The 21815-nt window shown below is 71.8% G+C and carries 19 protein-coding genes and 2 pseudogenes; 11 read left to right on the top strand and 10 right to left on the bottom strand.

Annotated elements, in window-relative coordinates; genetic code table 11:
• Window positions 1-66: 66 nt before the first annotated feature.
• The gene (locus tag ACLKM7_RS15920; RefSeq protein WP_436448142.1) at window positions 67-705 is read left to right on the top strand and encodes a TetR/AcrR family transcriptional regulator; all 639 of its coding nucleotides are present in this window, start codon (window positions 67-69) and stop codon (window positions 703-705) included.
• Window positions 706-738: 33 nt separating this feature from the next.
• Here the strand turns inward: ACLKM7_RS15920 and ACLKM7_RS15925 are convergent, their stop codons facing one another.
• The 5 genes and pseudogenes from ACLKM7_RS15925 to ACLKM7_RS15945 form a co-directional block, all read right to left on the bottom strand.
• The gene (locus ACLKM7_RS15925) at window positions 739-1206 is read right to left on the bottom strand and encodes a hypothetical protein (protein ID WP_436448427.1); all 468 of its coding nucleotides are present in this window, start codon (window positions 1204-1206) and stop codon (window positions 739-741) included.
• Window positions 1207-1243: 37 nt separating this feature from the next.
• Window positions 1244-1849, bottom strand: a pseudogene (locus ACLKM7_RS15930) (carboxylate-amine ligase); the annotation flags it as partial.
• A 116-nt stretch (window positions 1850-1965) separates the two neighbouring features.
• Entirely contained in the window at window positions 1966-2358 is a 393-nt protein-coding gene (locus ACLKM7_RS15935; RefSeq protein ID WP_436448143.1) for a PPOX class F420-dependent oxidoreductase, read from the bottom strand.
• A gap of 209 nt (window positions 2359-2567) precedes the next feature.
• A complete protein-coding gene (locus ACLKM7_RS15940) occupies window positions 2568-3320 on the bottom strand; it encodes a YidC/Oxa1 family membrane protein insertase (protein ID WP_436448144.1) in 753 nt (250 codons plus the stop codon).
• Window positions 3321-3424: 104 nt separating this feature from the next.
• Complete coding sequence (locus tag ACLKM7_RS15945) at window positions 3425-3754, bottom strand: DUF6412 domain-containing protein (protein ID WP_436448145.1); 330 nt, start codon at window positions 3752-3754, stop codon at window positions 3425-3427.
• A 137-nt stretch (window positions 3755-3891) separates the two neighbouring features.
• Here ACLKM7_RS15945 and ACLKM7_RS15950 point away from each other — a divergent pair, with 137 nt between their 5' ends.
• The 6 genes from ACLKM7_RS15950 (at window position 3892) to ACLKM7_RS15975 (ending at window position 12951) form a co-directional block, all read left to right on the top strand.
• Window positions 3892-5994: a RecQ family ATP-dependent DNA helicase gene (locus ACLKM7_RS15950; RefSeq protein ID WP_436448146.1), complete on the top strand. Its 2103-nt coding sequence runs from the start codon at window positions 3892-3894 to the stop codon at window positions 5992-5994.
• A gap of 176 nt (window positions 5995-6170) precedes the next feature.
• A complete protein-coding gene (locus ACLKM7_RS15955; protein WP_436448147.1) occupies window positions 6171-6641 on the top strand; it encodes a helix-turn-helix domain-containing protein in 471 nt (156 codons plus the stop codon).
• 278 nt (window positions 6642-6919) lie between these two features.
• Entirely contained in the window at window positions 6920-7945 is a 1026-nt protein-coding gene (locus ACLKM7_RS15960; RefSeq protein ID WP_436448148.1) for a pyridoxal-phosphate dependent enzyme, read from the top strand.
• Window positions 7942-9102, top strand: coding sequence for a cystathionine gamma-synthase (locus ACLKM7_RS15965; RefSeq protein ID WP_436448149.1), 1161 nt, complete (start codon window positions 7942-7944; stop codon window positions 9100-9102). Before ACLKM7_RS15960 ends, ACLKM7_RS15965 begins: the two co-directional genes overlap by 4 nt.
• A 25-nt stretch (window positions 9103-9127) precedes the next feature.
• Window positions 9128-11254, top strand: a complete 2127-nt coding sequence (locus tag ACLKM7_RS15970; RefSeq protein WP_436448150.1) for an NAD(P)-binding protein — start codon at window positions 9128-9130, stop codon at window positions 11252-11254.
• A gap of 137 nt (window positions 11255-11391) precedes the next feature.
• Complete coding sequence (locus tag ACLKM7_RS15975) at window positions 11392-12951, top strand: SLC13 family permease (RefSeq protein ID WP_436448151.1); 1560 nt, start codon at window positions 11392-11394, stop codon at window positions 12949-12951.
• A gap of 122 nt (window positions 12952-13073) precedes the next feature.
• On the opposite strand, the gene ACLKM7_RS15980 is transcribed toward ACLKM7_RS15975, so the two are convergent.
• A complete protein-coding gene (locus ACLKM7_RS15980; protein WP_436448152.1) occupies window positions 13074-14138 on the bottom strand; it encodes an SDR family NAD(P)-dependent oxidoreductase in 1065 nt (354 codons plus the stop codon).
• Between the two features lie 48 nt (window positions 14139-14186).
• On the opposite strand from ACLKM7_RS15980, the gene ACLKM7_RS15985 reads away from it, so the two are divergent.
• Both ACLKM7_RS15985 and ACLKM7_RS15990 read left to right on the top strand, forming a co-directional pair.
• Window positions 14187-14777 (top strand): TetR family transcriptional regulator, encoded by a 591-nt coding sequence (locus tag ACLKM7_RS15985; protein ID WP_436448153.1) that lies wholly within the window; start codon window positions 14187-14189, stop codon window positions 14775-14777.
• Window positions 14778-14786: 9 nt separating this feature from the next.
• On the top strand, window positions 14787-15104 hold the full coding sequence (locus ACLKM7_RS15990) for a DUF7882 family protein (RefSeq protein ID WP_436448154.1): 318 nt from the start codon (window positions 14787-14789) through the stop codon (window positions 15102-15104).
• 219 nt (window positions 15105-15323) lie between these two features.
• Here the strand turns inward: ACLKM7_RS15990 and ACLKM7_RS15995 are convergent.
• The 3 genes and pseudogenes from ACLKM7_RS15995 to ACLKM7_RS16005 all read right to left on the bottom strand — a co-directional run.
• Window positions 15324-15623 (bottom strand): annotated as a pseudogene (locus tag ACLKM7_RS15995) (DUF7882 family protein); the annotation flags it as partial.
• A gap of 80 nt (window positions 15624-15703) precedes the next feature.
• Window positions 15704-17125 carry an aspartate aminotransferase family protein gene (locus ACLKM7_RS16000; RefSeq protein ID WP_436448155.1) on the bottom strand — a complete coding sequence of 474 codons (1422 nt, stop codon included), beginning with the start codon at window positions 17123-17125 and terminating at the stop codon, window positions 15704-15706.
• 107 nt (window positions 17126-17232) lie between these two features.
• Window positions 17233-18306, bottom strand: a complete 1074-nt coding sequence (locus ACLKM7_RS16005; RefSeq protein WP_436448156.1) for a LacI family DNA-binding transcriptional regulator — start codon at window positions 18304-18306, stop codon at window positions 17233-17235.
• A gap of 245 nt (window positions 18307-18551) precedes the next feature.
• Between ACLKM7_RS16005 and ACLKM7_RS16010 the strand changes: the two genes are divergently transcribed.
• Together ACLKM7_RS16010 and ACLKM7_RS16015 are read left to right on the top strand one after the other, a co-directional pair.
• Window positions 18552-19250, top strand: a complete 699-nt coding sequence (locus ACLKM7_RS16010) for a ThuA domain-containing protein (RefSeq protein WP_436448157.1) — start codon at window positions 18552-18554, stop codon at window positions 19248-19250.
• On the top strand, window positions 19229-20326 hold the full coding sequence (locus tag ACLKM7_RS16015) for a Gfo/Idh/MocA family protein (RefSeq protein WP_436448158.1): 1098 nt from the start codon (window positions 19229-19231) through the stop codon (window positions 20324-20326). The genes ACLKM7_RS16010 and ACLKM7_RS16015 overlap by 22 nt, the downstream gene beginning before the upstream one ends.
• A gap of 202 nt (window positions 20327-20528) precedes the next feature.
• On the opposite strand, the gene ACLKM7_RS16020 is transcribed toward ACLKM7_RS16015, so the two are convergent.
• On the bottom strand, window positions 20529-21686 hold the full coding sequence (locus tag ACLKM7_RS16020) for an ROK family protein (protein ID WP_436448159.1): 1158 nt from the start codon (window positions 21684-21686) through the stop codon (window positions 20529-20531).
• Window positions 21687-21815: the final 129 nt, after the last annotated feature.

The raw sequence follows: 21815 nt of genomic DNA on the forward strand, positions 1-21815 counted from the left end.
TCCGCGCTCCGACAACGTAGCACGCAAAACCTCCATGTGGAGGTTTTGCATGGTTAGGATGACGGCATGCCCGATGAGCTCGTCCCCACCCCGCGCGGGTCCTACGCGAAAGGGGTGGCACGCCGGCAGGAGATCCTCGACCGCGCCATCGAGGTCTTCGCGCGACGCGGCTCGGATCGGACGAGCCTGCGCGCGATCGCCGAGGAGGTCGGCGTCACGCACGCCGCGCTGCGGCACTACTTCGGCTCTCTCGAGGAGCTGCTCGTCGCGGTGTACCGCGCGTCCGAGGCCCGCGGCGGCGCCGACGACCATGACGACCCCGAGGCCACGCCCATCGAGCTGATGCGCGACTGGACGGAGTCCAACCGCGAGGTGCAGGGACTCGTGCAGCTGTACTCGACCTTGGTCGCGACGGCGCTCGAAGTAGGCCATCCGGCGGCCAGGGAGTTCGCGACGGAGCGCTTCTCGCGCACCCGCGCCGACCTCGCCGAGCGCGTCCGTCGCAACCAGCGGGCAGGCCGCATCCGCCCCGACGTCGACCCCCTCGCCGTCGCAGCACTCGTGATCGCGGCATCCGACGGCCTGCAGACCCAATGGCTGCTCGACCCTGACGCGCCGCAGGACGCCGCGCTCGCGCTTCTCGAAGTTCTGCTGTCGGCGCCCGGCGCCCGTTCGAATCGCGCACTTGGCAACTCGCAGCCCTGAATCGGCGCCAAGTGCGCGACTCGAAAGCCAGGGTCAGGCTGAAAGCCCGGTGACGGCCCCGGCATCGGCGAGCTCGTGGCGATACAGCCGCGCAAGCCCGCCCAGCCCGGACGCGCCCGCACGGCGCTGACGCGTCGCGCCGGAGCCGTCGCGGATCGATCGCCGTATGAGCTCATCGACCAGGTCCCGCTCGGTGCGATCGGTCAGGTGCGGCCGGATGCGGTCGTCCAGCACGTGCAGCACATCGCGCGCGGCGAGAACCCGTCCCGAGAACGGATGGACGAGGGTCGCGCCCACCCCGAAGCGCGCCGCATGCCAGAGCGCGGCATCCGTCACATCCATCGCGTCCGGCGGCCGGTCTCGCGCCTCGGCTGTCGTCGTGAGATCGGCGGATGCCACGAGGGCACGTGTGATCGCCGCCAGCGCCACGCTCGAGCGAGGATCGAGCTGCGCATCGAACACGCGCACCTCGACGGTCGGATAGCGGGCCGACAGGCGCACGTTTCCAGTTGATCGTGCCCGGATCGGACGTCGCCCCGATACCCCGCAGCGCCCGTCGCACCGCCTCGTGCTCGGCGGCGTCGTGGAAGAAGGGCGGGACGCCGTAGGTGGTCCAGCGGCGGCTGTGGATGGCGCGCCAGCTGTCGAAGCCGGTGTCTTCGCCGTGCCAGTACGGCGAGTTCGACGAAAGCGCGAGGAGCGTCGGCAGCCACACCCGGAGCATGTTCGAGGCGTGCACGCCCGATTCGGCGTCGGGGATGCCGACATGCACGTGCAGCCCGTTGATCTGATGATCCGGCGTGACCCCCGCGATGTCGTCCGCGATGTGGGCGTACCGGACGTCGGCGCTGATCTCGGGGCGGGGGCCGGTGCGAAACGGTGTGCCCGTGCCGGCGGCGACGAGCCCCGCCGCTCCCGCCCAGGCCGCCAGCGAGCGCCGGAACGCCCACACCGCGTCCAGCGCGTCGGCCGCCGACGTGAAGATCGGAGAAGCGAACTCGATCTGCGACGGGAAGAACTCCTTGCCGACTGCGCCGCGCGCACCGCTCAGCGCCGCGATGGCCTCCGGCGCCCGATCCACCGCGGTGAGGGTGTGCGGATCGAGCAGGACGAACTCCTCCTCGATCCCGAACGTCCGTTGCACCCCGGCCCTCCGTCCGTCGGCGTCGCTGCTGACGACTCTGCCAGTGCGTGCCGGCGGGCGGTACGGGCTTGACAGTGGCGTGCGGGGCTTGGGGCGCGTCCCGGCGGCGTGCGGGCTCAGGAGAGCAGGCCGGCCGAGGCCATGACGTGCGTCGGTTCGATCCGGATCACCACGCGCCGTGGATTCACACGGGGCGGGCGGTAGCGCGCGGTGTAGAGCGCCTCGGCGTGGGCGACGGCCTCGGGGTCGCGCTCGATCGAGGCGTGCCCGGCGATGCTCAGCCAGCGCGCGCCGGCGACCTGCGCCACCGTCGCCCGCGCGTCCCGCTCGACGTTGCGCACCTTCTGGCTCTCGCCCGAGGTGATCACGCGCACGACGCCGTCCTCGACGGTGAACCCGACCGCGACGACGTGGATCGACCCGTCGCGCGCCATCGTCGACAGGGTCGCGAGGTGCCGATCCGCGACGAACGCGAGGCCGTCGGCCGTCAGGGACTGGAGACTGCGCATCCGTCCATCCTCCCGCACGACCCTGCCCCCGCCGTCCCGTCGTGTGTCGCCTGGGTTGAGAAACCACGCGCAGGTTGAGAAACCAGGCGCAGGTTGAGAAGTCACGGGAGGCGGGGTGTCTCAACCTCCCTGTGGTTTCTCAAGCTCAACCTGTGCATCCCGCGCCGAGGCGGGCAGAACCTCCGACTCCGTGCACGGCGCGCCGCCGGTCACGCCGGAGCGAGCGGGTAGATCCGGCGCAGCACGACGCGCTGGGCCAGCGTCCACGCGACCGTCGTCGCGAGGTAGAGCGCGGCGGCGAGTGGCACGAACATCGCGAACACGGCTGTCGTGAACTGCAGGGCCCCCGCGACCCGGGCCATGCCCGCGCCTGCCAGCGGCGAGGCATCCGGTCCAGCGTCGACGGGCGGCCGGAATGCACGCCGTGTGATCTCCGCCACCACGACGATCACGACGATGACCCCCGCGAACACCGCGAGCGTCGCCGGTGCAGCCGCGCCGGTGGCGACGACACCGACCAGGCTCGCGCCCAGCGGAACGCCGAGCAGTTGCTCGGTGAGCAGGGCGTTGGCGTGCCCCGCGATGGACGTGTGCAGGAACAGCGTGTAGACGATCGCGATCACCGGAGCCTGCGCCAGCATCGGCAGGCAGCCGGCCAGCGGCGATGCCTTCTCGTCGGCGTAGAGCTTCATCGTCTCGCGCTGAAGCCGTTCGCGATCGCGCTTGTGGCGCTGCTGCAGCGCCTTGAGCCTGGGCGCCAGACGACTGCGCGTCTGCTCGGCCTTCGCCTGCGCGATGCCCGCGGGAATGAGCGCGGCGCGCACGAGGAGGGTCAGCAGGATGACGGATGCTGCGGCGGCGGCCGATCCCGCGAGCGGTTCGATCAGGGAGGTCAGGGCCATGAGGCCGGCGTAGGCCGCGTCGAGGATCGCGGCGATGGGCGGGAAGGCGTAGAGGTCCAAGGAGGTGTCCGTTCGTCGGTGGCGGGTCGTGGCGTGTGGCCACGACGGCACCGGCGGACACGGCGGACCGCGCTCACACGAGCGGGGGACGGCGTGGGGTCGGGCTACGCGGCCGAAGCCGCGGATCCCGGTGCGCGCGGACGAGAGTGACCCGGGGCATCCGGGTGGGTCTCGGTGAGGCGGGTGAAGTCGGCGATCGCGCGCCGCGGGTGCGGCGTGGCGGTGCCCGAGCGGGCAGGGCCGACGAACAGCGTCAGAGCGACGGCCAGCAGCGCGAGCGCCGTGAGCGCGGCCGCGGCGGTCGTGGCTGCGGCCACCGTGAGGGCGCCTGCCCCTGGCGCGGCGACGGTCGCGATGACCTCCGCGATGGGACGCACCACCATCGCGAAGAACTCGGCCAGGAGGCGCAGCATCACGCCGATCGACTCGGTCACGTGGCACCCCCCTCTCGACTCGATCACGCTAACACGCGCTCCTCCCCAGGCTCGGGGAACAGACCGACACCGGAAGGGCATGCACAGAATCGAGCATCCGCCACCTGCTGTCAGGGGGATGAGGCAGGGTGGAGGGCGTGACAGCGACGACCACGACCCGCGCCGAGGCGCTCGACGTCCTGCGAGCTCTCGTCGGGCGAGACGACGCCGACTTCCACGACGGTCAGTTCGAGGCGATCGAAGCCCTCGTCGACGAGCGGCGCCGCGCGCTCGTGGTGCAGCGCACCGGGTGGGGCAAGTCCGCGGTGTATTTCGTGGCGACGCTGCTGCTGCGGCGGCGCGGCGCGGGTCCGACGGTGCTGGTGTCGCCACTCCTGGCACTGATGCGCGACCAGATCGCCGCCGCGGCGCGGGCCGGCGTGCGGGCGGTCGCCATCAACTCCACCAACGCCCACGAGTGGCGCGACGTGATCGCCCAGCTCGACGCCGACGAGGTCGACGTGCTGCTGGTCTCGCCCGAGCGGCTCAACAATCCGTCGTTCCGCGACGAGCAGCTGCCGCAGCTGGTGCCGCGAATCGGCCTGCTCGTCGTCGACGAGGCGCACTGCATCAGCGACTGGGGCCACGACTTCCGCCCCGACTACCGGCGGCTCCGTGATCTGATCGGACGGATGCCGGAGGGCGTGCCCGTCCTCGCCACCACCGCCACCGCCAACAGCCGCGTCGTGGCCGACGTCGCCGAGCAGCTGGGTGCCGGGGGAGCGGACGTGCTGACGATCCGCGGACCCCTTGCGCGCACGTCCCTGCGGTTGGGGGTCCTGCGCCTTCCGAACGCGCCGAGTCGACTGGCGTGGCTGCTCAGTCACCTGCGCGAGCTCCCGGGCTCGGGAATCATCTACACGCTCACTGTCGCGGCGGCGAACGACACGGCCCGGCTGCTGCGGGAGCACGGCTACGACGTCCGCGCCTACACGGGGCAGACCGACACCGACGAGCGCGAAGAGTCCGAGGCTCTGCTGAAAGACAACCGCGTCAAGGCCCTCGTCGCCACGAGTGCGCTCGGCATGGGCTTCGACAAGCCCGACCTCGGCTTCGTCGTGCATCTCGGTGCACCGTCGTCCCCGGTGTCGTACTACCAGCAGGTCGGTCGCGCGGGCCGCGCCACGGCATCCGCCGACGTCCTGCTGCTCCCGGGAGCCGAGGACCGCGACATCTGGCACTACTTCGCGACAGCGTCGATGCCCGACCGCGACCGTGCCGAGCGGGTCCTCACGGCACTCTCGGCGTCGTCCGGCCCGATGTCGACGCCGGCGCTCGAGGCGACGGTCGACATCCGGCGCACACCGCTCGAGCTGCTCTTGAAGGTGCTCGACGTCGACGGCGCGGTCGCTCGCGTGCAGGGCGGCTGGATCGCGACCGGCTCACCGTGGAGCTATGACGAGGAGCGCTATCGCCGCATCGCGGCCGAGCGGGTCGCCGAGCAGCAGCACATGATCGAGTACGAAGAGACCTCGGCGTGCCGCATGGAGTTCCTGCAGCGCTCGCTCGACGACGACTCCGCCGCGCCGTGCGGCCGGTGCGACAACTGCGCGGGCGCCTGGTATCCGTCGGCGGTGGGTGCGGAGGCGAAGGATGCTGCCGCCACCGCCCTCGACCGCGTCGGAGTGCCGATCGAGCCGAGGCGGCAATGGCCCACCGGCGCCGACCGGCTCGGCGTGCCCGTCAAGGGCCGCATCCCGGCGGAGGAGCAGGCGGCCGAAGGACGTGCGCTCGCCCGCCTGACCGACCTCGGCTGGGGCGGGACGCTGCGCGAGCTGTTCGCCGCCGGCACCGCAGACCAGGCGCTGCCGCCCAACCTGCTGTCGGCGTGTGTGCGCGTGCTCGCCGAATGGGGCTGGGCCGAGCGTCCGGTGGCGGTCGTCGCGATGCCGTCGCGCTCGCGGCCGCAGCTGGTGGATTCCCTCGCCCGGGGCATCTCGGAGGTCGGCCGCCTGCCGTACCTCGGGGCGCTGGACCTCGTCGACGGCGGCCCGACTGGGCAGCCCGGCGGCAACAGCGCGTTCCGGCTCGCCGGAGTATGGGGACGACTCTCCGCTGAGGGGCTCGCCGTTCCCGCCGGGCCGGTGCTGCTCGTCGACGACGCGGTCGACAGCCGGTGGACGCTGGCCGTCGCCGCCCGCGAACTGCGCCGGGCCGGAGCATCCGCCGTCCTGCCCTTCGCCCTCGCGCTGCGAGGCTGATCGCACTCGGTCGCGGCGGCACGCGCCGGGTGGATCGTGACGCGATCCGCGCGCCCTCCGATGTATGAGTTCTCGACGGCGGTCTGCGCGGATCGTTCGCCCAACCACTGCCGCTCGAGACCGGCGATCTGCAGGAGGCGGCGTCATGAAACGCCGCGCCCTGCGTCATGCAGGGTGTGACCCCTGAGATTCCCACCCGTCGCAGCGCCGGACCCTCGCCCTTCCTGAGCGTGTCAGCGGCGGCGCGGGTGGCCGGGCTGAGCTCGACGTCACTGCACCGCAGGCTAGCGAATGGCGAGCTGCCCGGTTATCAGCTCGGCCGGCGCTGGTTCGTTCCCGAGCGCGAGTTCCGCCGTCACCTTCGCCGTCGATCGTGGATGCTGCAGCATGAAGCGGCCGACGACATGGTGCGCGAGCTCACCGCAGCGCTGCCGCGCCTGGTGGCGATGGACGATCTCGAACGGTTCTTCGGGCTGCGGCGGGCGTTCCTCTACGACCTGCTGCGACTGCCGGTTTTCGCCGGAGCGCCCGGCCGGGGCGGCGTCACGACGATCGCCGTCCTCGAGCAAGCGCTGCGGGCGGCCCGCAACGACTGCCCACCGTGTGTCGTCGACGCGCGTGAGCAGCGGCCCATGCGGGTGGCGTGAGGCCGCGGCCGGAATCTCCTGTCGACCGACCTCGCCAACAGGTCAACCAGGCCCCTACAGGAGGTTTCACGCGGCCAACGTCCCTGTGGAAGGCCGGTTGACCTGTCGGGGATCGCGGCATCCGTTCTCGACGTCTTCGCCGCGCCCGTCTAGACTGGCCCGCGTGTTGACCTGTCGGTGTTGTCGCCCTTGTTGTTGAAGCGTCCGCTTCACCTCTCTCTCGCGACCCCCGTCAGATCCACCCGCGCACGAGCGCGGCAACACGTCAGGACCCATCCGTGCGTTACGCCAAGAGCGTGGCCGACCTCGTCGGCAACACCCCTCTCGTCCAGCTGACCCGCGTCACCGACGGCATCGCCGCGACGGTGCTCGCCAAGGTCGAGTACTTCAATCCCGGCGGCTCCGCGAAAGACCGCATCGCCCGTCGCATCATCGACGCCGCCGAACGCGACGGGCAGCTCAAACCGGGTGGCACGATCGTCGAACCGACCAGCGGCAACACCGGTGTGGGGCTCGCACTTGTCGCACTCGAGCGCGGCTACCGCATGATCTTCGTGGTGCCCGACAAGTTCGAGGGCGCCAAGGTCGACGTGCTGCGGGCCTACGGCGCCGAGGTCGTGGTCACCGACACGAGCGTGCCACCGGAGGATCCACGCTCGTACTACAGCGTGTCCGACCGGCTGGTGAGCGAGATCCCGGGCGCCTTCAAGCCGAACCAGTTCGCCAACCCCAACGGACCCCTCAGCCACTACGAGACCACCGGGCCCGAGATCTGGCGCGACACCGACGGCCGCGTCACGCACTTCGTCGCCGGCATCGGCACGGGCGGCACCATCACCGGCACCGGCCGGTACCTGCACGAGGTGTCGGACGGCGCCGTGCGCGTGATCGGCGCCGATCCCGAGGGCTCGATCTACTCGGGCGGGCCGATCCACGGCTACCTCGTCGAGGGTGTCGGCGAAGACTTTTGGCCCGGATCGTACGACCCGTCGGTCCCCGACGACATCCACCGCATCCCCGACGCCGAGTCGTTCACGATGACCCGCCGCCTCGCCCGCGAGGAGGGGCTGCTCGTCGGCGGCTCGAGCGGCATGGCCGTCGTCGCCGCGCTGCGCGAGGCGCGCGAGGTTCCCGCAGACGCCGTCGTCGTGGTGCTGCTGCCCGACCACGGCCGCGGCTACCTCAACCGCTTCTACGACGACGCGTGGATGCGCGACCACGGGTTCGACCCCGCGACACCTCCGCCGCCCGGCAGTGCCGGGGCCGCAGCATCCGTCACCACCACCGAAGGAGCACCCGAATGACCGAGCCCACCACCGACCGCGGCTTCGAGACACGCGCGGTGCACGCCGGCCAGGCGTTCGACCCCACGACGGGCGCGGTCATCCCGCCCGTCCACTTCTCGACCACGTACGCGCAGGACGGCATCGGCGGGCTGCGCGAGGGGTACGAGTACGGGCGCAGCGGCAACCCGACGCGGACCGCGCTCGAGACGCAGCTCGCCGCGCTCGAGGGTGGCGCGCATGCCCTGTCGTTCGCGTCAGGCCTCGCCGCGGAGGACGCGCTGCTGCGCACCGCACTGAAGCCGGGCGACGAGGTGCTGCTGGGCAACGACGTGTACGGCGGAACGTACCGGCTCATCGCGCGCGTGCTCGGCGGGTGGGGGATCGGGGTCCGCGTGGTCGACATGAGCGACCTCGACGCCGTGCGCGCCGCACTCGAGGAGCGCCCCGCCCGGATCGTGTGGGTCGAGACGCCCAGCAACCCGCTGCTGCGCATCACCGACATCGCCGGTCTGGCTCGGCTCGGCCACGAGGCCGGCGCGCTCGTCGTCGTCGACAACACGTTCGCGTCGCCCGCGCTGCAGCAGCCGCTCGCACTCGGCGCCGATGTCGTGGTGCACTCGACGACGAAGTACCTCGGCGGGCACTCCGACGTCGTCGGGGGCGCCCTCGTGCTGAACGACGACGCGCTGTTCGAGCAGGTGAAGTTCCTCCAGTTCGCGGTCGGTGCGGTGTCGGGCCCGTTGGACGCGTGGCTGACGACCCGCGGCATCAAGACGCTCGCGCTGCGAATGCAACGGCACAGCGAGAACGCGCAGGCCGTGGCATCCTTCCTGGAAAGTCACGCCGCCGTCACGCGCGTCTACTACCCGGGCTTGGCCTCGCACCCCGGTCACGAGCTCGCGGCCGCGCAGATGAGCGGGTTCGGGGGCATCGTGTCGGTCGCGCTCGCGGATGCGGCATCCGCTCGCCGCTTCGCCGAGTCGACGCGGCTGTTCCAGCTCGCAGAGTCTCTGGGCGGCGTCGAGTCGCTCATGAACTATCCCGACGAGATGACGCACGCGTCGGTGCGCGGCACCGAGCTGGCCGTCCCGCCCGAGGTGGTGCGCCTCTCGGTCGGCGTCGAGACCGCAGCCGACCTCATCGCCGACCTCGACGAGGCCCTCGCCCGCCTCTGATCTGTGCCGGCCGTAGGCTCGGGACATGACCGCGAGCACCGGCACATCGTCCCCGCTGGCGCAGTCGTTGCGGATCGGCACGATGACGGTGCCGAACCGCATCATGCAGACGGCGCACTCCAAGCAGTACTCCGACCGCGTCGAGTCCGATCGCGAGACCGCGTACTACGTGCGCCGGGCGCGCGGCGGCTGCGGGCTCTTCGTGGCGGGCAACCACTTCGTGCACCCGTCCGGATCGATCCGCGGCTTCCAGGACGCCTTCCGGGCCGAGTCGGTGCCGGCGGCGAAGAAGATGACGGATGCCGTGCACGACGCCGGCGCGAAGGTCCTGGTGCAGCTGAACCATCACGGCGCGCAGGCTCAGCCCGACGGACCCGACGGTCCCCGCGCGGTGTATGCCCCGTCGCGCATACTCTCGCCGTCGACCGCTCAGGCCACCCGTGAGATGGATGGGGTCGACATCGCCGCCTTCGTCGAGGGCTGGGCGACCTCGGCCGCGCACGCCCGTGAGGCGGGCTTCGATGGCGTCGAGATCCACATGGCGCACGGCTACCTGCTGCACCAATTCCTCTCGCCGCTGTACAACGCGCGCGCGGACGGCTACGGCGGCGACCTCGAGAGCCGCACCCGGTTCCCGCGCGAGGTGCTGCGCGCGGTGCGTGCGCGCGTCGGCGACGACTTCACCGTCGGCATCCGGATCGTCGCGAACGAGTTCCATCCCGACGGGCTGGACGGTGCGGCCATGCGCGAGATCATCGCGCTGCTGCGGGCCGAGGCGCGCATCGACTTCCTCGATCTCGCCGCGGGCGGCTACCACAACGTGCACTACGTCTTCCCGTCGTCACCGATGCCGTTCGCGTGGCTGCGCGACGACGTCGCTGCGGTGAAGGAGGCCAACCCCGACATCGCCGTGTTCGGCGTCGGAGCCGCCCTGTCGGTCGAAGAGGCCGAGGAGGTCGTCCGCGACGGCATCGCCGATATGGTCGCGCTGACGCGTGCGCAGATCGCAGACCCCGACCTCGGCCTCAAGCTCCTCGGTCGCACGGAGGGCGCTCGCGCCGGGGGCGCCGGTGCCGCGGGCGGCCGCGCCGAGGGCGCCGGCACCGCGGGCGGCGCAGGGAGCGGCATCCGTCATTGCATCCGCCTGAATCAGGGATGCCTCGGCCGCGGCAGCCGCGGGCTGCCGATGTCGTGCACCGTCAACCCGCTCGCGGGGCGTGAGCTCGAGCGTGGCGAGAGGCCGCGCGTGGCACGCCCGCAGCGCTGGATCGTCGTCGGCGCGGGACCGGCCGGCATGCGCGCGGCCGTCGAGCTCGCGACGGACGGCCACTCGGTCACCCTGCTCGAGCGCGAGACCGAGCCGGGCGGGCAGCTGCGGCTCGCGCGCCGGGTCCCGGGCCGCGAGAGCATCGGGCTGCTCGTCGAGGATCTCGTGCGTGATCTCGCGCAGGCCGGGGTCGACGTGCGGTTCGGTGTCGAGGCCACCGCGCAGTCGCTCCGCGCAGAGCACGCGGACGGCATCGTGCTGGCGACCGGCGCCGTCGCCCCCGCGACGACCTCTCTCGCCCTCGGCGGCGCCTACGACGGGGGACTGCCCGCCCAGGGAACGATCGACGCGGTCACTGCGGCATCCGATCCACATTCGCTCGGCCGACGCATCGCGGTGGTCGACGCCGACGGCACGGCCTATGCCACCGGCATCGTGCTGACGCTGCTTGCGCACGTCGACGAACTCGAGCTCGTGACCCCGTTCGAGACGGCGTTCCCGCACATCGGGGCCGGGTACGACCGTCCGCTGCTGCTCGAGCGACTGGGCGCGCATCCCGGGTTCCGACGCCGCGCCGCGCACCGCGTCCGCACGATGGAGCCCGGTGTCGTCACGGTCGCCGACACCCTCGGCGGCGAGACCACGATCCTCGGCGACCTCGACGCGGTGGTGGCGATCGAGCCGCGTGCCTCGGTCGGCATCACGGGCGTGACGGATGCTGTCGCCACCGGGATCGCCGGACCCCCGGCATCCGTCGCCCCTGCCATCGCGCCGCGCGTCGTGACCATCGGCGACGCGTTCGCGCCGCGCACGATCGACGCCGCGATCTTCGACGCCGTCGAGCTCGCTTACGACGTCGCGGGCCTGGCCGCACTGCGCGGCTGAGGCCGGGACGCACTGCGCGGCCGAGGCCGGGACGCACGGCGCGGCTGAGACCCGTCGCGCTGCGGCGCCGGAGACCTGGCCGCACCGGCGCCGGACGCCTCGCGGCGTGCGCGGTGCCAGTGGTTACGCTGGGCACCGTGGACCCCGTCGTCGCCACGCTCGTCATCCTGCTTCTCGCGGTCATCGCCTTCGTCAGCAACCGCGTGCCGATCGCGGTGGTCGCGATCGGGGTGGCGCTGGCCCTGTTCTTCACGGGCGTGCTGACGCTCCCCGAGGCCCTCGCCGGCTTCGGCGACCCCACGGTGCTCTTCATCGCGGCGCTCTTCGTGGTGAGCGAGTCGCTCGACGCGACGGGGGTGACGGCGTGGGCCGGGCAGATGGTGATCGGCCGTGCCGGCGCGACCCGCCGCCGGCTGCTGCTCGTGGTCGCCCTGCTCGTGGCCGGCCTCACCGCGCTCATCAGCATCAACGGCGCGGTCGCCGCGCTGCTGCCGCTCGTGGTCGTCGTCGCGGCGCGCGCCGGGATCGCGTCGTCGAAGCTGCTGATGCCGCTCGCCTTCGCGGCGTCGGCGGGCTCGCTGCTGCTGCTGACGGGAACGCCGGTGAACATCCTCGTGTCGGACTTCGCCGCGGCCGCGGGAGGCCGGCCCTTCGGGTTCTTCGAGTTCGCCCTCGTCGGCATCCCCGTCGTCGCGGGAACCATCGTCATCCTGCTGCTCGGCGGCCGTCTCGTTCCCGAGCGGCCCGCCGCCCGCATGCCGCTGGACCTGGTGCGGCACGCGCACCTGCTGCGCCAGCAGTACTCGCTCTCGCTCGACACGGGCACGATCCTCGGCCCGGTCACGGGTGTCACCGAGGTCGTCGTGGCGCCCCGCTCGCCGCTCATCGGCACGCACGTCTGCGCCGGCATGACGACTCCCGACGGCGACCTCGTGGTGCTGGCGGCGCGGCGCGGCGACCAGCTGCTCAAGGGCACCGAGTTCCTCGTCCAGGCCGGCGACGCCCTCCTCCTGCAGGGGGCGTGGGACGATCTCTCGCGGCGATCGAACGAGCCCGGGGTGCTGGTGGTGGACGATCCGCAGCGTCTGCGCCGGTCGATCCCGCTGGGCCGGGGCGCCAAGCGCGCGATCGGCATCCTGGTCGTCATGATCCTGCTCCTGGCGACGGGACTCGTTCCTCCCGCCGTCGCAGCGCTCCTCGCCGCATGCGCGCTCGTCGTGACGCGTACGGTGACCGTGACGCAGGCCTACCAGTCGATCTCGTGGACCACGGTGGTGCTCATCGCGGGCATGATCCCGCTGTCGACCGCGTTCATCGCGACCGGCACCGCCGACCTGGTGGCGGGATGGATGCTGTCGGCCCTGGGCGACGCAGGCCCCCACGTCGCCCTGCTCGCGCTGTGCACGCTGGCGCTCGTGCTCGGCCAGCTGATCAGCAACACCGCGACCGTCCTCATCGTGGCGCCGATCGCGATCGCCGTCGCGCACTCGCTAGAGCTGTCGGTGCAGCCGTTCATGATGGCGCTCACGGTGATCGGCGCGGCGGCGTTCCTCACGCCGATCGCGACGCCGGCGAACCTCATGGTGATGGAGCCGGCCGGCTATCGCTTCGGCGACTACTGGCGGCTCGGTCTGCCGCTGGCACTCTTCTTCCTCGCGATGTCGGTGCTCTACGTGCCGCTGATCTGGCCTTTCTGACGCGCACGTCCGAGTGGCCCAGTACGACTGCGGCAGGCCACTGGCGCAGCACCACCGGCGCAGCACGACGCCCCGGCGGTTCGGGTCCGTCGGGGCGTCGCGGGTCTGGGTGCGGGAGCGGCTCAGGCGGCCGACCACCCGCCGTCGCTGGCGAGGACCACGCCGTTGACGTTGACGCCGTCGTCGCTGAGCAGGAAGGTGATCGAGGCGGCCAGGGCATCGGCGTCGACCGGCGGCGGCATGACGGCCATGCCGGTGCGCACCCGCTCAGCCCCGAGCGGCGAGGCGAAGGACGCCTCGATGTTCGTGATCGTGGGCCCGGGAGCCACGGCATTGACGCGGATGCCGCTCGGACCGTACATGAACGCGCTCGACTTCGTCAGGCCCACGACCGCGTGCTTCGAGGCGGTGTACGCGGCGCCCGCGGCCGACCCGCGCAGCGCGGCCTCCGAGGCGGTGTTCACGATGGAGCCGCCGCCCTGCGCCAGCATGGCCGGGATCACCGCGCGCATGAGCTTCATGGTGCCGTCGACGTTGACGCGGAAGACACGCTGCCACACGGCATCCGTCACCTCCGCCACCGGGGTCATGTCGTCCATGATCCCGGCGATGTTGGCCAGCGCATCGATCGTCCCGCCCGCGGCGGCCACGATGCGCGCGACGCCTTCCTCGTCGGTGATGTCGGCGACGAGCGGCACGAGGTCGGCTTCGCCGTGGGACGCGACCAGGTCGTCGAGGCGCTCCTGGCTCACGTCGACGGCGATGACCCGGCCGCCCTCGCGCGCGACGCGCGACGCCGTCGCACGCCCAATGCCGGAGCCGGCGCCGGTGACGATCACCGTGCGTCCGGTGAAGCGGCCCCGGTCGATGCGCTCGGTCCACTCTCGCAGGGGAACGGCGGGAGCGGATGCCGCGGCCTGCGCCGGCGCCGCTGCCACGGCTGGTGCGCCCACGGGCACCTCGCCGGCGTCGGCGCGACGCACGACCTCGTCGAGCGTCTGCTGTGTGAAGGCGCCGCGGCTCAGCTCGACGAGGCGCTTCAGGGGCAGGGTGCGGACAGGCGCGAACGCGTCGGCGGTCTGGCCGCCCTGCGCCAGGAGCTCCCGCAGGATCGCACCCCCGACCGGGTGGTCGAGCCAGGTTGCGATCGAGGAGTCGCCGTTCAGCGACGGGATGCTGGTGCTCATGGTGCGTCCTTTCTACCGGACAACTGTGTCCGGTAATAGGCTACACCCGTGTCGAGCACCGCGTCCTCCCGGGCGAAATCCCCCTCTCGCCCCAACCGCGGCCCTGCCGCGGCGGCCGAGAACCGACGTGCGCTGATCACCGCGGCGCGCGAGGTCTACGCCGAGGGCGGCTTGAATTCGCCGTTCAGTGCCGTCGCCAAACGCGCCGGCGTCGGACAGGGCAGCCTGTACCGGCACTTCCCCGATCGCACGGCGCTCGCCGCGGCGGTGTTCGAAGACAACGTCCGCGAGCTCGAGGAGTACGTGGCACCCCCGGAGCGCACCATCGACGATCTGCTCGACCGCGTCGTCGAGCAGGCGGTCGTGTCGACCGCGTTCATCGAGCTGATCACGGCGGACATGAGCGATCCACGCGTCGCCGCGCTCGGGGCGCGGTTCACGGCGCTGGTCACCGAGGTGGTCGAGCGCGACCGCTCTGCGGGCCGGATCGGCGCGCACATCGACGCCGAAGACGTGACGATGGCGGCCGGGATGCTGGCCACCGAACTGGCCCGCACCGAGGCTTCCCAGCGCCCCGCAGTCGGGGCGCGCGCGAAAGCACTCTTCGTCGCTGCGTTCGCGCCGCGGTCGGCCCACTAAGCTCCTGGCATGGGCAGGTTCATCTACGACACCAGCGGCAACTCGATCGACATCGACGACCGCACCCTCGCGCACCTTCGCATCGTCATGATGAACAAGCTCCGGCGGTCGGAGCCATTCATGTTCGACGTCGAGGTGGGCGACGGCAGCGGCCGTCGCAGCTTCTGGATCGCTCCGGCGGTCCCGCTGCAGTTCCACTTCTTCGGCAGCCGCCAACCCCGCATCAACCGCGCGTGGGTCGAAGAGCTCATGCTGGCCGCCAGTGGGCCGGTCGGACTGACGATCCTTCCCGAACCCGCGGACGACAGCGAACCAGAGGTCGGCTGACGCCGTGGCGAGCCGTGCCCCCACGGGCCGGTTCGCCGACCGGGCCTGTCCTCAGGCGTTCGTGAGCGTGCCGCCGTTGATCTCGTCGCCCGAGACCGTCAGCGTGTCGATCTCGAGCCGCTCGACCTCGACGACACCGAGGGCGACGTCGGCGTCGGACTTCGACTGACCCGTGCCCTCGCCCTCGCCCTCGCGGGGCAGCGTGTGCACTTCGCCGGTGTCGAAGTGATGGGCGACGAGCATGATGCCGCCCGTCGAGTTCGCCGAGTTGGCGAGCTCTTCGATCCATTCCCGGCTGAGCTCTGCGGGCTCGGGATCGTCGAAGACGAACCGCAGCGGAATCGACGGGTGCAGCCAGATCGTGCTCCGGCCGCGGGGCTGATCATCGGGATGGCGCCACGAGACGGTGAAGCTCTCGTCGCGCCGCAGCTTGGTCGCGATGACGACCTTCAGGTGCGCGAGAGCGCGGTCCTCGATATCGATCGGCATGGCAGAGCCGCCGTAGTAGATGGTGCCCACGGCCCTACCCTAATCCCCGCGACCCGGTTTGCATCCATCGGCCGTGGTGGCCTCCGGTCGGCTCGTCGAGGTGCCTCGGCTCACAGCCGCGTCCACGCCTCGGCGAGCACTCCGCGCAGGATCTGCTCGATCTCGTCGAACTCGCTCGGCCCGATCGTGAGCGGCGGCGCGAGCTGGATGACGGGGTCGCCGCGATCGTCGGCGCGGCAGTACAGTCCGGCGTCGAACAGCGCCTTGGACAGGAACCCGCGCAGCAGCCGCTCGGACTCGTCGTCGTCGAAGGTCTCCTTCGTCGCCTTGTCTTTGACGAGTTCGATCCCGAAGAAGTAGCCGTCGCCGCGCACGTCGCCGACGATCGGCAGGTCGGTGAGCTTCTCGAGCGTCCGGCGGAAGATCGGCGAGTTCTCGCGCACGTGCTCGGGCAGCCCCTCCTCCTCGAAGATGTCGAGGTTCTCGAGCGCGACGGCTGCTGAGACCGGGTGACCACCGAACGTGTAGCCGTGGTAGAACGCGGTGTCGCCGTGCGCGAAGGGCTCGTAGATGCGGTCCGACACGATGGTTCCTCCCAGAGGCGAGTAGCCGCTCGTGACCGCCTTCGCGAACGTGATCATGTCGGGCTGATAGCCGTACGCGTCGCACGCGAACATGTGCCCGATGCGGCCGAACGCGCAGATGACCTCGTCCGACACGAGCAGCACGTCGTACTTGTCGCAGATCTCGCGCACGCGCTGGAAGTAGCCGGGCGGCGGGGGGAAGCATCCGCCCGAGTTCTGCACCGGCTCGAGGAAGACCGCCGCCACGGTCTCGGGGCCCTCGAACTGGATCATCTCCTCGATGCGGTCGGCGGCCCACACCCCGAACTCCTCGAGGCTGCCGGTGGGGGCGCCCATGTCGGCGGCGCGGTAGAAGTTGGTGTTGGGCACGCGGAACCCGCCAGGCGTGACCGGCTCGAACATCTCCTTCATTGCCGGGATGCCGGTGATCGCGAGTGCCCCCTGGGGCGTGCCGTGATAGGCGACGGCGCGAGAGATCACCTTGTGCTTGGTGGGCCTGCCCTGCAGCTTCCAGTAGTACTTCGCGAGCTTGAACGCCGTCTCGACGGCCTCGCCGCCCCCGGTGGAGAAGAAGACCTTGTTGAGGTCGCCCGGCGCGTAGTCGGCGAGGCGGTCGGCGAGCTCGATGGCGGCCGGGTGCGCATACGACCAGATCGGGAAGAACGCGAGCTCCTCCGCCTGCTTCGCGGCGACCTCGGCGAGCCGTTTGCGGCCGTGCCCGGCCGCCACGACGAAGAGGCCGGCGAGCCCGTCGATGTAGCGCTTGCCCTGGGAGTCCCAGATGTGGTGGCCCTCGCCCTTCACGATGATCGGCACGCCGGGACCCTCGGACATCACCGACTGCCGGGCGAAGTGCATCCACAGGTGGTCTTTGGCCATCTGCTGCAGCTCTGCTTCAGTCCTGGCGGGGCGCTCGGTGCGGGTGGGGCGTTCGGTCGCTGTCGACATGGCTGGCCTTCCGTCTGACGTGGTCCCACGCTACTCGCGTGACCCCCGCGCGGTGGGGGGACGGTTCGTCCGGTTCGGATGCCACCGGCACCGGTCCGTCCGGACGATCAGGTCGAGCCGCGTTCGATCAGACGGGTCGGCAGCACGATCGGCGACGGCGGCAGGGGTGCGCCGGCGGCGGCGTCGGCGAGGGCCGTCACCGCCGCGGCCGCCATCTCGCGGATCGGCTGCCGCACGGTCGTGAGCGGCGGGGTGAGCCAGCGCGCGCCGCGCAGATCGTCGAAGCCGACCACGAGGACGTCGTCCGGGATGCTGAGACCGGTGGCGGCCGCAGCGGCGAATGCTCCCGACGCCATCTCGTCGGTACTGGCGAACACGCCCAAGCGTTCACCGGCGCCGAGGTCCCGCATCAGGGGCACGAGGCCCTCTCGCGCGGCGACCGCACCCCAATCCGCCGTGACGACCGCGGCCTCGGCCCCGGGCCGCACCGCGCTCAGTCCGGCGCGGAAGCCCTCGAGCCGCGCGCGCCCGTAGCGGTACGCCGGTACGCCGACCACGATCGCGAACCGCGTCGCGCCGCGTTCGGCCAGGTGCGCCGCCGCGGCTTCGGCGCCCTCCCGGTCGGTGGTCTGCACGCGCGTGAGACCCCGCGATGTCTCGGCCTGCGGATCCATCAGCACGACCGGGATCTCGGCATCCGTCAGCGTCGCCAGCTGCGATCCGGTGGGAGCGATGAGGCCCAGGACGACGCCCGCCGACCCGCGCCGGCGGATGCGCATCGGCCAGTCGTCGTCCGGGGCGTCACGCTCTTCGGTGAGCACGAGGTCGTACCCTGCCGCCGCGGCGGCGCTGCGGGCACCCGCCGTGACCTCGTCGGAGTAGGCGTTGTGGAATCCCCCGAGCACGAGATCGAGAAGGCGGGCCGAGCCCGGCGGCCGCCCGCCCGCGGCAGGGTCGCGCGCGAATCCCAGCGTGCGCGCCGACGCGAGGACGCGTCGCCGCGTCGCCGGGGCGAGATCCCCGCGGCCCGACAGTGCCCGCGAGGCCGTCGCGACGCTGACCCCCGCGTGCGCGGCGACGTCCGCGAGCGTCACACGTGACGGCATCCCGTCACCCACGCGCGCGTCGCCCTCCACCATCGCCGCGAGAATCCATACGGCGGCCGAGACGGTGGGTGCCACGCGCCGCCTCGGCCGTCCGATGGAATCTCGGCGAGGGGCGCGGGGATGGTGCCATGAGGACACCCTCGCGCAAGGCGGAGGTTTTGCGCAAACGACTCGACGCTCACGAGTGCCCGTGGCATCGTCGAAGCCTGGAAAGGCCTGGCAATGACGTCGAAGACATCCCTCTCGCAGCCCGAGACGACCGCGACGGGGCGCACGTGCGCGATCGTCGTCACGGCAACGACACCCGCGGGGCCTGCCGCATGACCCGCACGGCACTCGTCGTCCGCGGCGGATGGGACGGCCACCACCCGGTCGAGGCGACCGAGGTGTTCGTGCCTTTCCTGCGCGAGAGCGGCTTCGACGTCGCGATCGAGACGGATCCAGCGGTCTACGCCGAGGCCGACCGCATGGCCGCGACCGATCTGATCGTGCAGTGCGTCACGATGTCGCAGATCTCGCAGGAGGCCGTCCGCGGCCTTCGCGATGCGGTCGCGGCCGGCACGGGTCTCGCGGGCTGGCACGGCGGAATCGCGGACTCGTACCGCGCGAGCTCGGATTATCTGCAGCTCGTCGGCGGCCAGTTCGCCACGCATCCCTCGAAGCACCCCGATGAGGTGCACGGCGACCAGTCCGACAACTACCTCGACTACACGGTCGCACTCACCGACCTCGGCCGGAGCCACGAGATCCTGGCCGGCCTCGACGACTTCACGCTGCACACCGAGCAGTACTGGGTGCTGCACGACGACCTGAACGATGTGCTCGCCACCACGACCCACCCGGTGCAGCCGTACCACCCGTGGCACCGGCCGATCGTCTCGCCCGCCGTGTGGACGCGCAACTGGGGCCGTGGCCGCGTCTTCGTGGCCACGCCGGGTCACAGCCCCGACGTGCTGCAGGACGCGAACGTGCGCACGATCATCGAGAGGGGAATGCTGTGGGCAGCTCGCACCCGGTAGGCATCGTCGGCCTCGGCGTCATCTCGAAGCAGTACCTCGACACGCTGCGGGGCGCCGACGCGGTGCGCATCGCCGCCGTCGCCGACCTCGATCCCCAGCGCGCCACCGCCGCGGCCGAAGCGATCCCGGGATGCCGCGCCCTGAGTCCCGCCGAGCTGCTCGCCGACCCCGGCATCCGGACGGTGCTCAACCTCACCGTCCCCGGAGCGCACGCCGAGATCGCCCTCGCCGCGATCGCCAGCGGCAAGGACGTGTACGGCGAGAAGCCGCTCGCGGCGACGCTGGACGACGCGCGTCGCATGACGGATGCCGCGGCCACCGCCGGCACGCGCCTGGGATCCGCGCCCGACACGGTGCTGGGCACCGGAGTGCAGACGGCCCGCGCCGCGATCGACGCGGGACTCATCGGCCGGCCGGTGTCGGCGGCGGCCACCTGGATCTCGGCGGGGCACGAGTCGTGGCATCCGCAACCCGACTTCTACTACCTCCAGGGCGGCGGGCCGCTGCTGGACATGGGCCCCTACTACGTCACGTCTCTGGTGCAGCTGCTCGGCGCCGTCACCTCGGTCTCGGGCGCCGCGTCGCGCTCGCGTGCCACGCGCGTGATCGCGTCGGGACCGCGCGCGGGGGAGAGCATCGTCGTCGAGGTCGACACGCATCTCACCGGCATCCTGCATCACGAATCCGGCGCCCTCTCCACGGTGACCATGAGCTTCGACGGGGTCGCCTCCACGACCGCGCCGATCGAGGTCCACGGCGTGGAGGGATCGCTGATCGTCCCCGACCCCAACCAGTTCGCCGGTGACGTGCGCCTGCATCCTGCCGCAGCGCGCGGCAGCGGCGAGTGGCAGACCCTTGAGCCGTCGGCCGGTTACGTCGACGCCGGCCGCGGCGTCGGGCTGATCGACTTCGTCGCGGGCGACGGGCGCGCGAGCGGCGACATGGCGCTGCACGTGCTCGAGATCATGACGCTGCTGCAGGCCTCGGCGGCATCGGGCGTGCGCGAGACGCTCACGACCACCGTTCCGCGCCCGGATCTCGTGCCGCTCACCCCTGCCGCGGACTGGCGGGGCTGAACCGAGGGCGCGTCCCCGCCGTGGGATGCGTGCTCGCCGACAGGTCAACCGGCGGTGCACAGGACATGTGAACCTGCACACCTCCGGCTGAAGACCGGTTGACCTGTCGAGGCGACCGCATCGCCGGGTCGGCGGCAGCCCGCGCGCGGGGTTCAGTGCCTGTCGAAGCGACCGTTTCCAGAAGTCGGCCCGTGGCCTGTCGTCAGGAGGTGGGGTCGCGCAGCAGCTCGGCGAAGGCGGCTTCCGCCGCGCCGATCAACAGACGGTCCTCCGCGAGCGAGGCGACGCGGATCTCGAGGTCGTCGCCGTTGGCAGCCATCGCCTGCTCGCGCACCAGCGCGGTGAGCCCGGGGATGTCGACCTCGGCGATCGTCGCGAGGAAGCCGCCCAGCACGACCACCGACGGATTGAGCACGTTGACGGCGTTCGACAGGGCGGTGGACAGGATGCGGCGCTGCCGCGCGACCTCGTCGGCCGCGGTGGCACCGGCCCCGGCGACCGCACTGGCCAGCGTCGGCTCGTCGGCGGACGGCAGGCCCACCGCGGCGAGCAGGCGCGCGCGGCTCACCTCGTCCTCCAGCACGCCGTGATCGGCGCGGCGGTCGGCGTCGGAGGCGATGCCCGGCCGGTTCTGGCCGAACTCGCCCGCGTAACCGCCGGCTCCTGCCACCGGCATCCCGTGCACGATGAGCCCGCCGCCGATGCCGCTCGCGCCGCCGTTGAGGTAGACCACGTGGTCGATGCCGCGCGCGGCGCCGAAAAGATGCTCGGCCAGTGCTCCGAGCGTCGCGTCGTTGTCGACCGCGGTCGGCAGCCCCGTCGCGTCCGCGACGAGGTCGCGCACGGGCGCTTCGGTCCAGCGCAGGTGCGGAGCGTTGCGCACGAGCCCGTCCGCGGCGCGCACGAGACCCGGAACAGCGACGCCCACGGCGACCACGCGTGACGCGGCCAGCGCACCGTCGCGCCAGAGAGCGATGCGGTCGGCGATGAGCTGCGCCGTCTCGTCGGGGGTGAGCAGGTGGTCGACCTCGATGCGTTCGCGCAGACGGATGCCGCGGTCAAGGCCTACGGCCGAGATCGTGAGCGCGTCGACCTCGGGGTTGGCCGCGACGGCGACGACGCGCGGATCGGCGGCGACGACCGGGGAGGGGCGGCCGACACGGCGCGACGGGTCGGGCGCGCGCTCGACCACGAGCCCTTCGCGGGCGAGCTCGGCGACGAGGTCGGCGATGGTCGAGCGGTTCAATCCGGTCGACTCCGTGAGCGCTGCGCGCGAGAGCGGTCCTTCCAGGTGGACCAGGCGCAGGAGGCGAGCGAGATTGCGCTGTCGGACGCCCTCCGCCGGTGTCGGATCACTCACGATCCTCACTGTAGGGGCTGGGCCGTTGCCGAATCGGTATTTGTTGGCCTTGACCTCAAATCTGGTTCCGTCGTACTCTTGCCGAGTCCACATCACTTTCGACGTTGACGTCGAAACTTTCGAGAGGTT

The organism is Microbacterium sp. I2 (genome assembly GCF_051364985.1).
In the GTDB taxonomy this organism is placed as follows: domain Bacteria; phylum Actinomycetota; class Actinomycetes; order Actinomycetales; family Microbacteriaceae; genus Microbacterium.

What these genes read in the sequence shown, in the direction of transcription:
- ACLKM7_RS15970 (WP_436448150.1), top strand. Translation starts at nt 9,128, where the DNA reads ATGACCGCGAGCACCGGCACATCGTCCCCGCTGGCGCAGTCGTTGCGG.
- ACLKM7_RS15920 (WP_436448142.1), top strand. Translation starts at nt 67, where the DNA reads ATGCCCGATGAGCTCGTCCCCACCCCGCGCGGGTCCTACGCGAAAGGG.
- ACLKM7_RS15935 (WP_436448143.1), bottom strand. Translation starts at nt 2,358, where the DNA reads ATGCGCAGTCTCCAGTCCCTGACGGCCGACGGCCTCGCGTTCGTCGCG.
- ACLKM7_RS15980 (WP_436448152.1), bottom strand. Translation starts at nt 14,138, where the DNA reads ATGAGCACCAGCATCCCGTCGCTGAACGGCGACTCCTCGATCGCAACC.
- ACLKM7_RS15990 (WP_436448154.1), top strand. Translation starts at nt 14,787, where the DNA reads ATGGGCAGGTTCATCTACGACACCAGCGGCAACTCGATCGACATCGAC.
- ACLKM7_RS16010 (WP_436448157.1), top strand. Translation starts at nt 18,552, where the DNA reads ATGACCCGCACGGCACTCGTCGTCCGCGGCGGATGGGACGGCCACCAC.
- ACLKM7_RS15965 (WP_436448149.1), top strand. Translation starts at nt 7,942, where the DNA reads ATGACCGAGCCCACCACCGACCGCGGCTTCGAGACACGCGCGGTGCAC.
- ACLKM7_RS16000 (WP_436448155.1), bottom strand. Translation starts at nt 17,125, where the DNA reads ATGTCGACAGCGACCGAACGCCCCACCCGCACCGAGCGCCCCGCCAGG.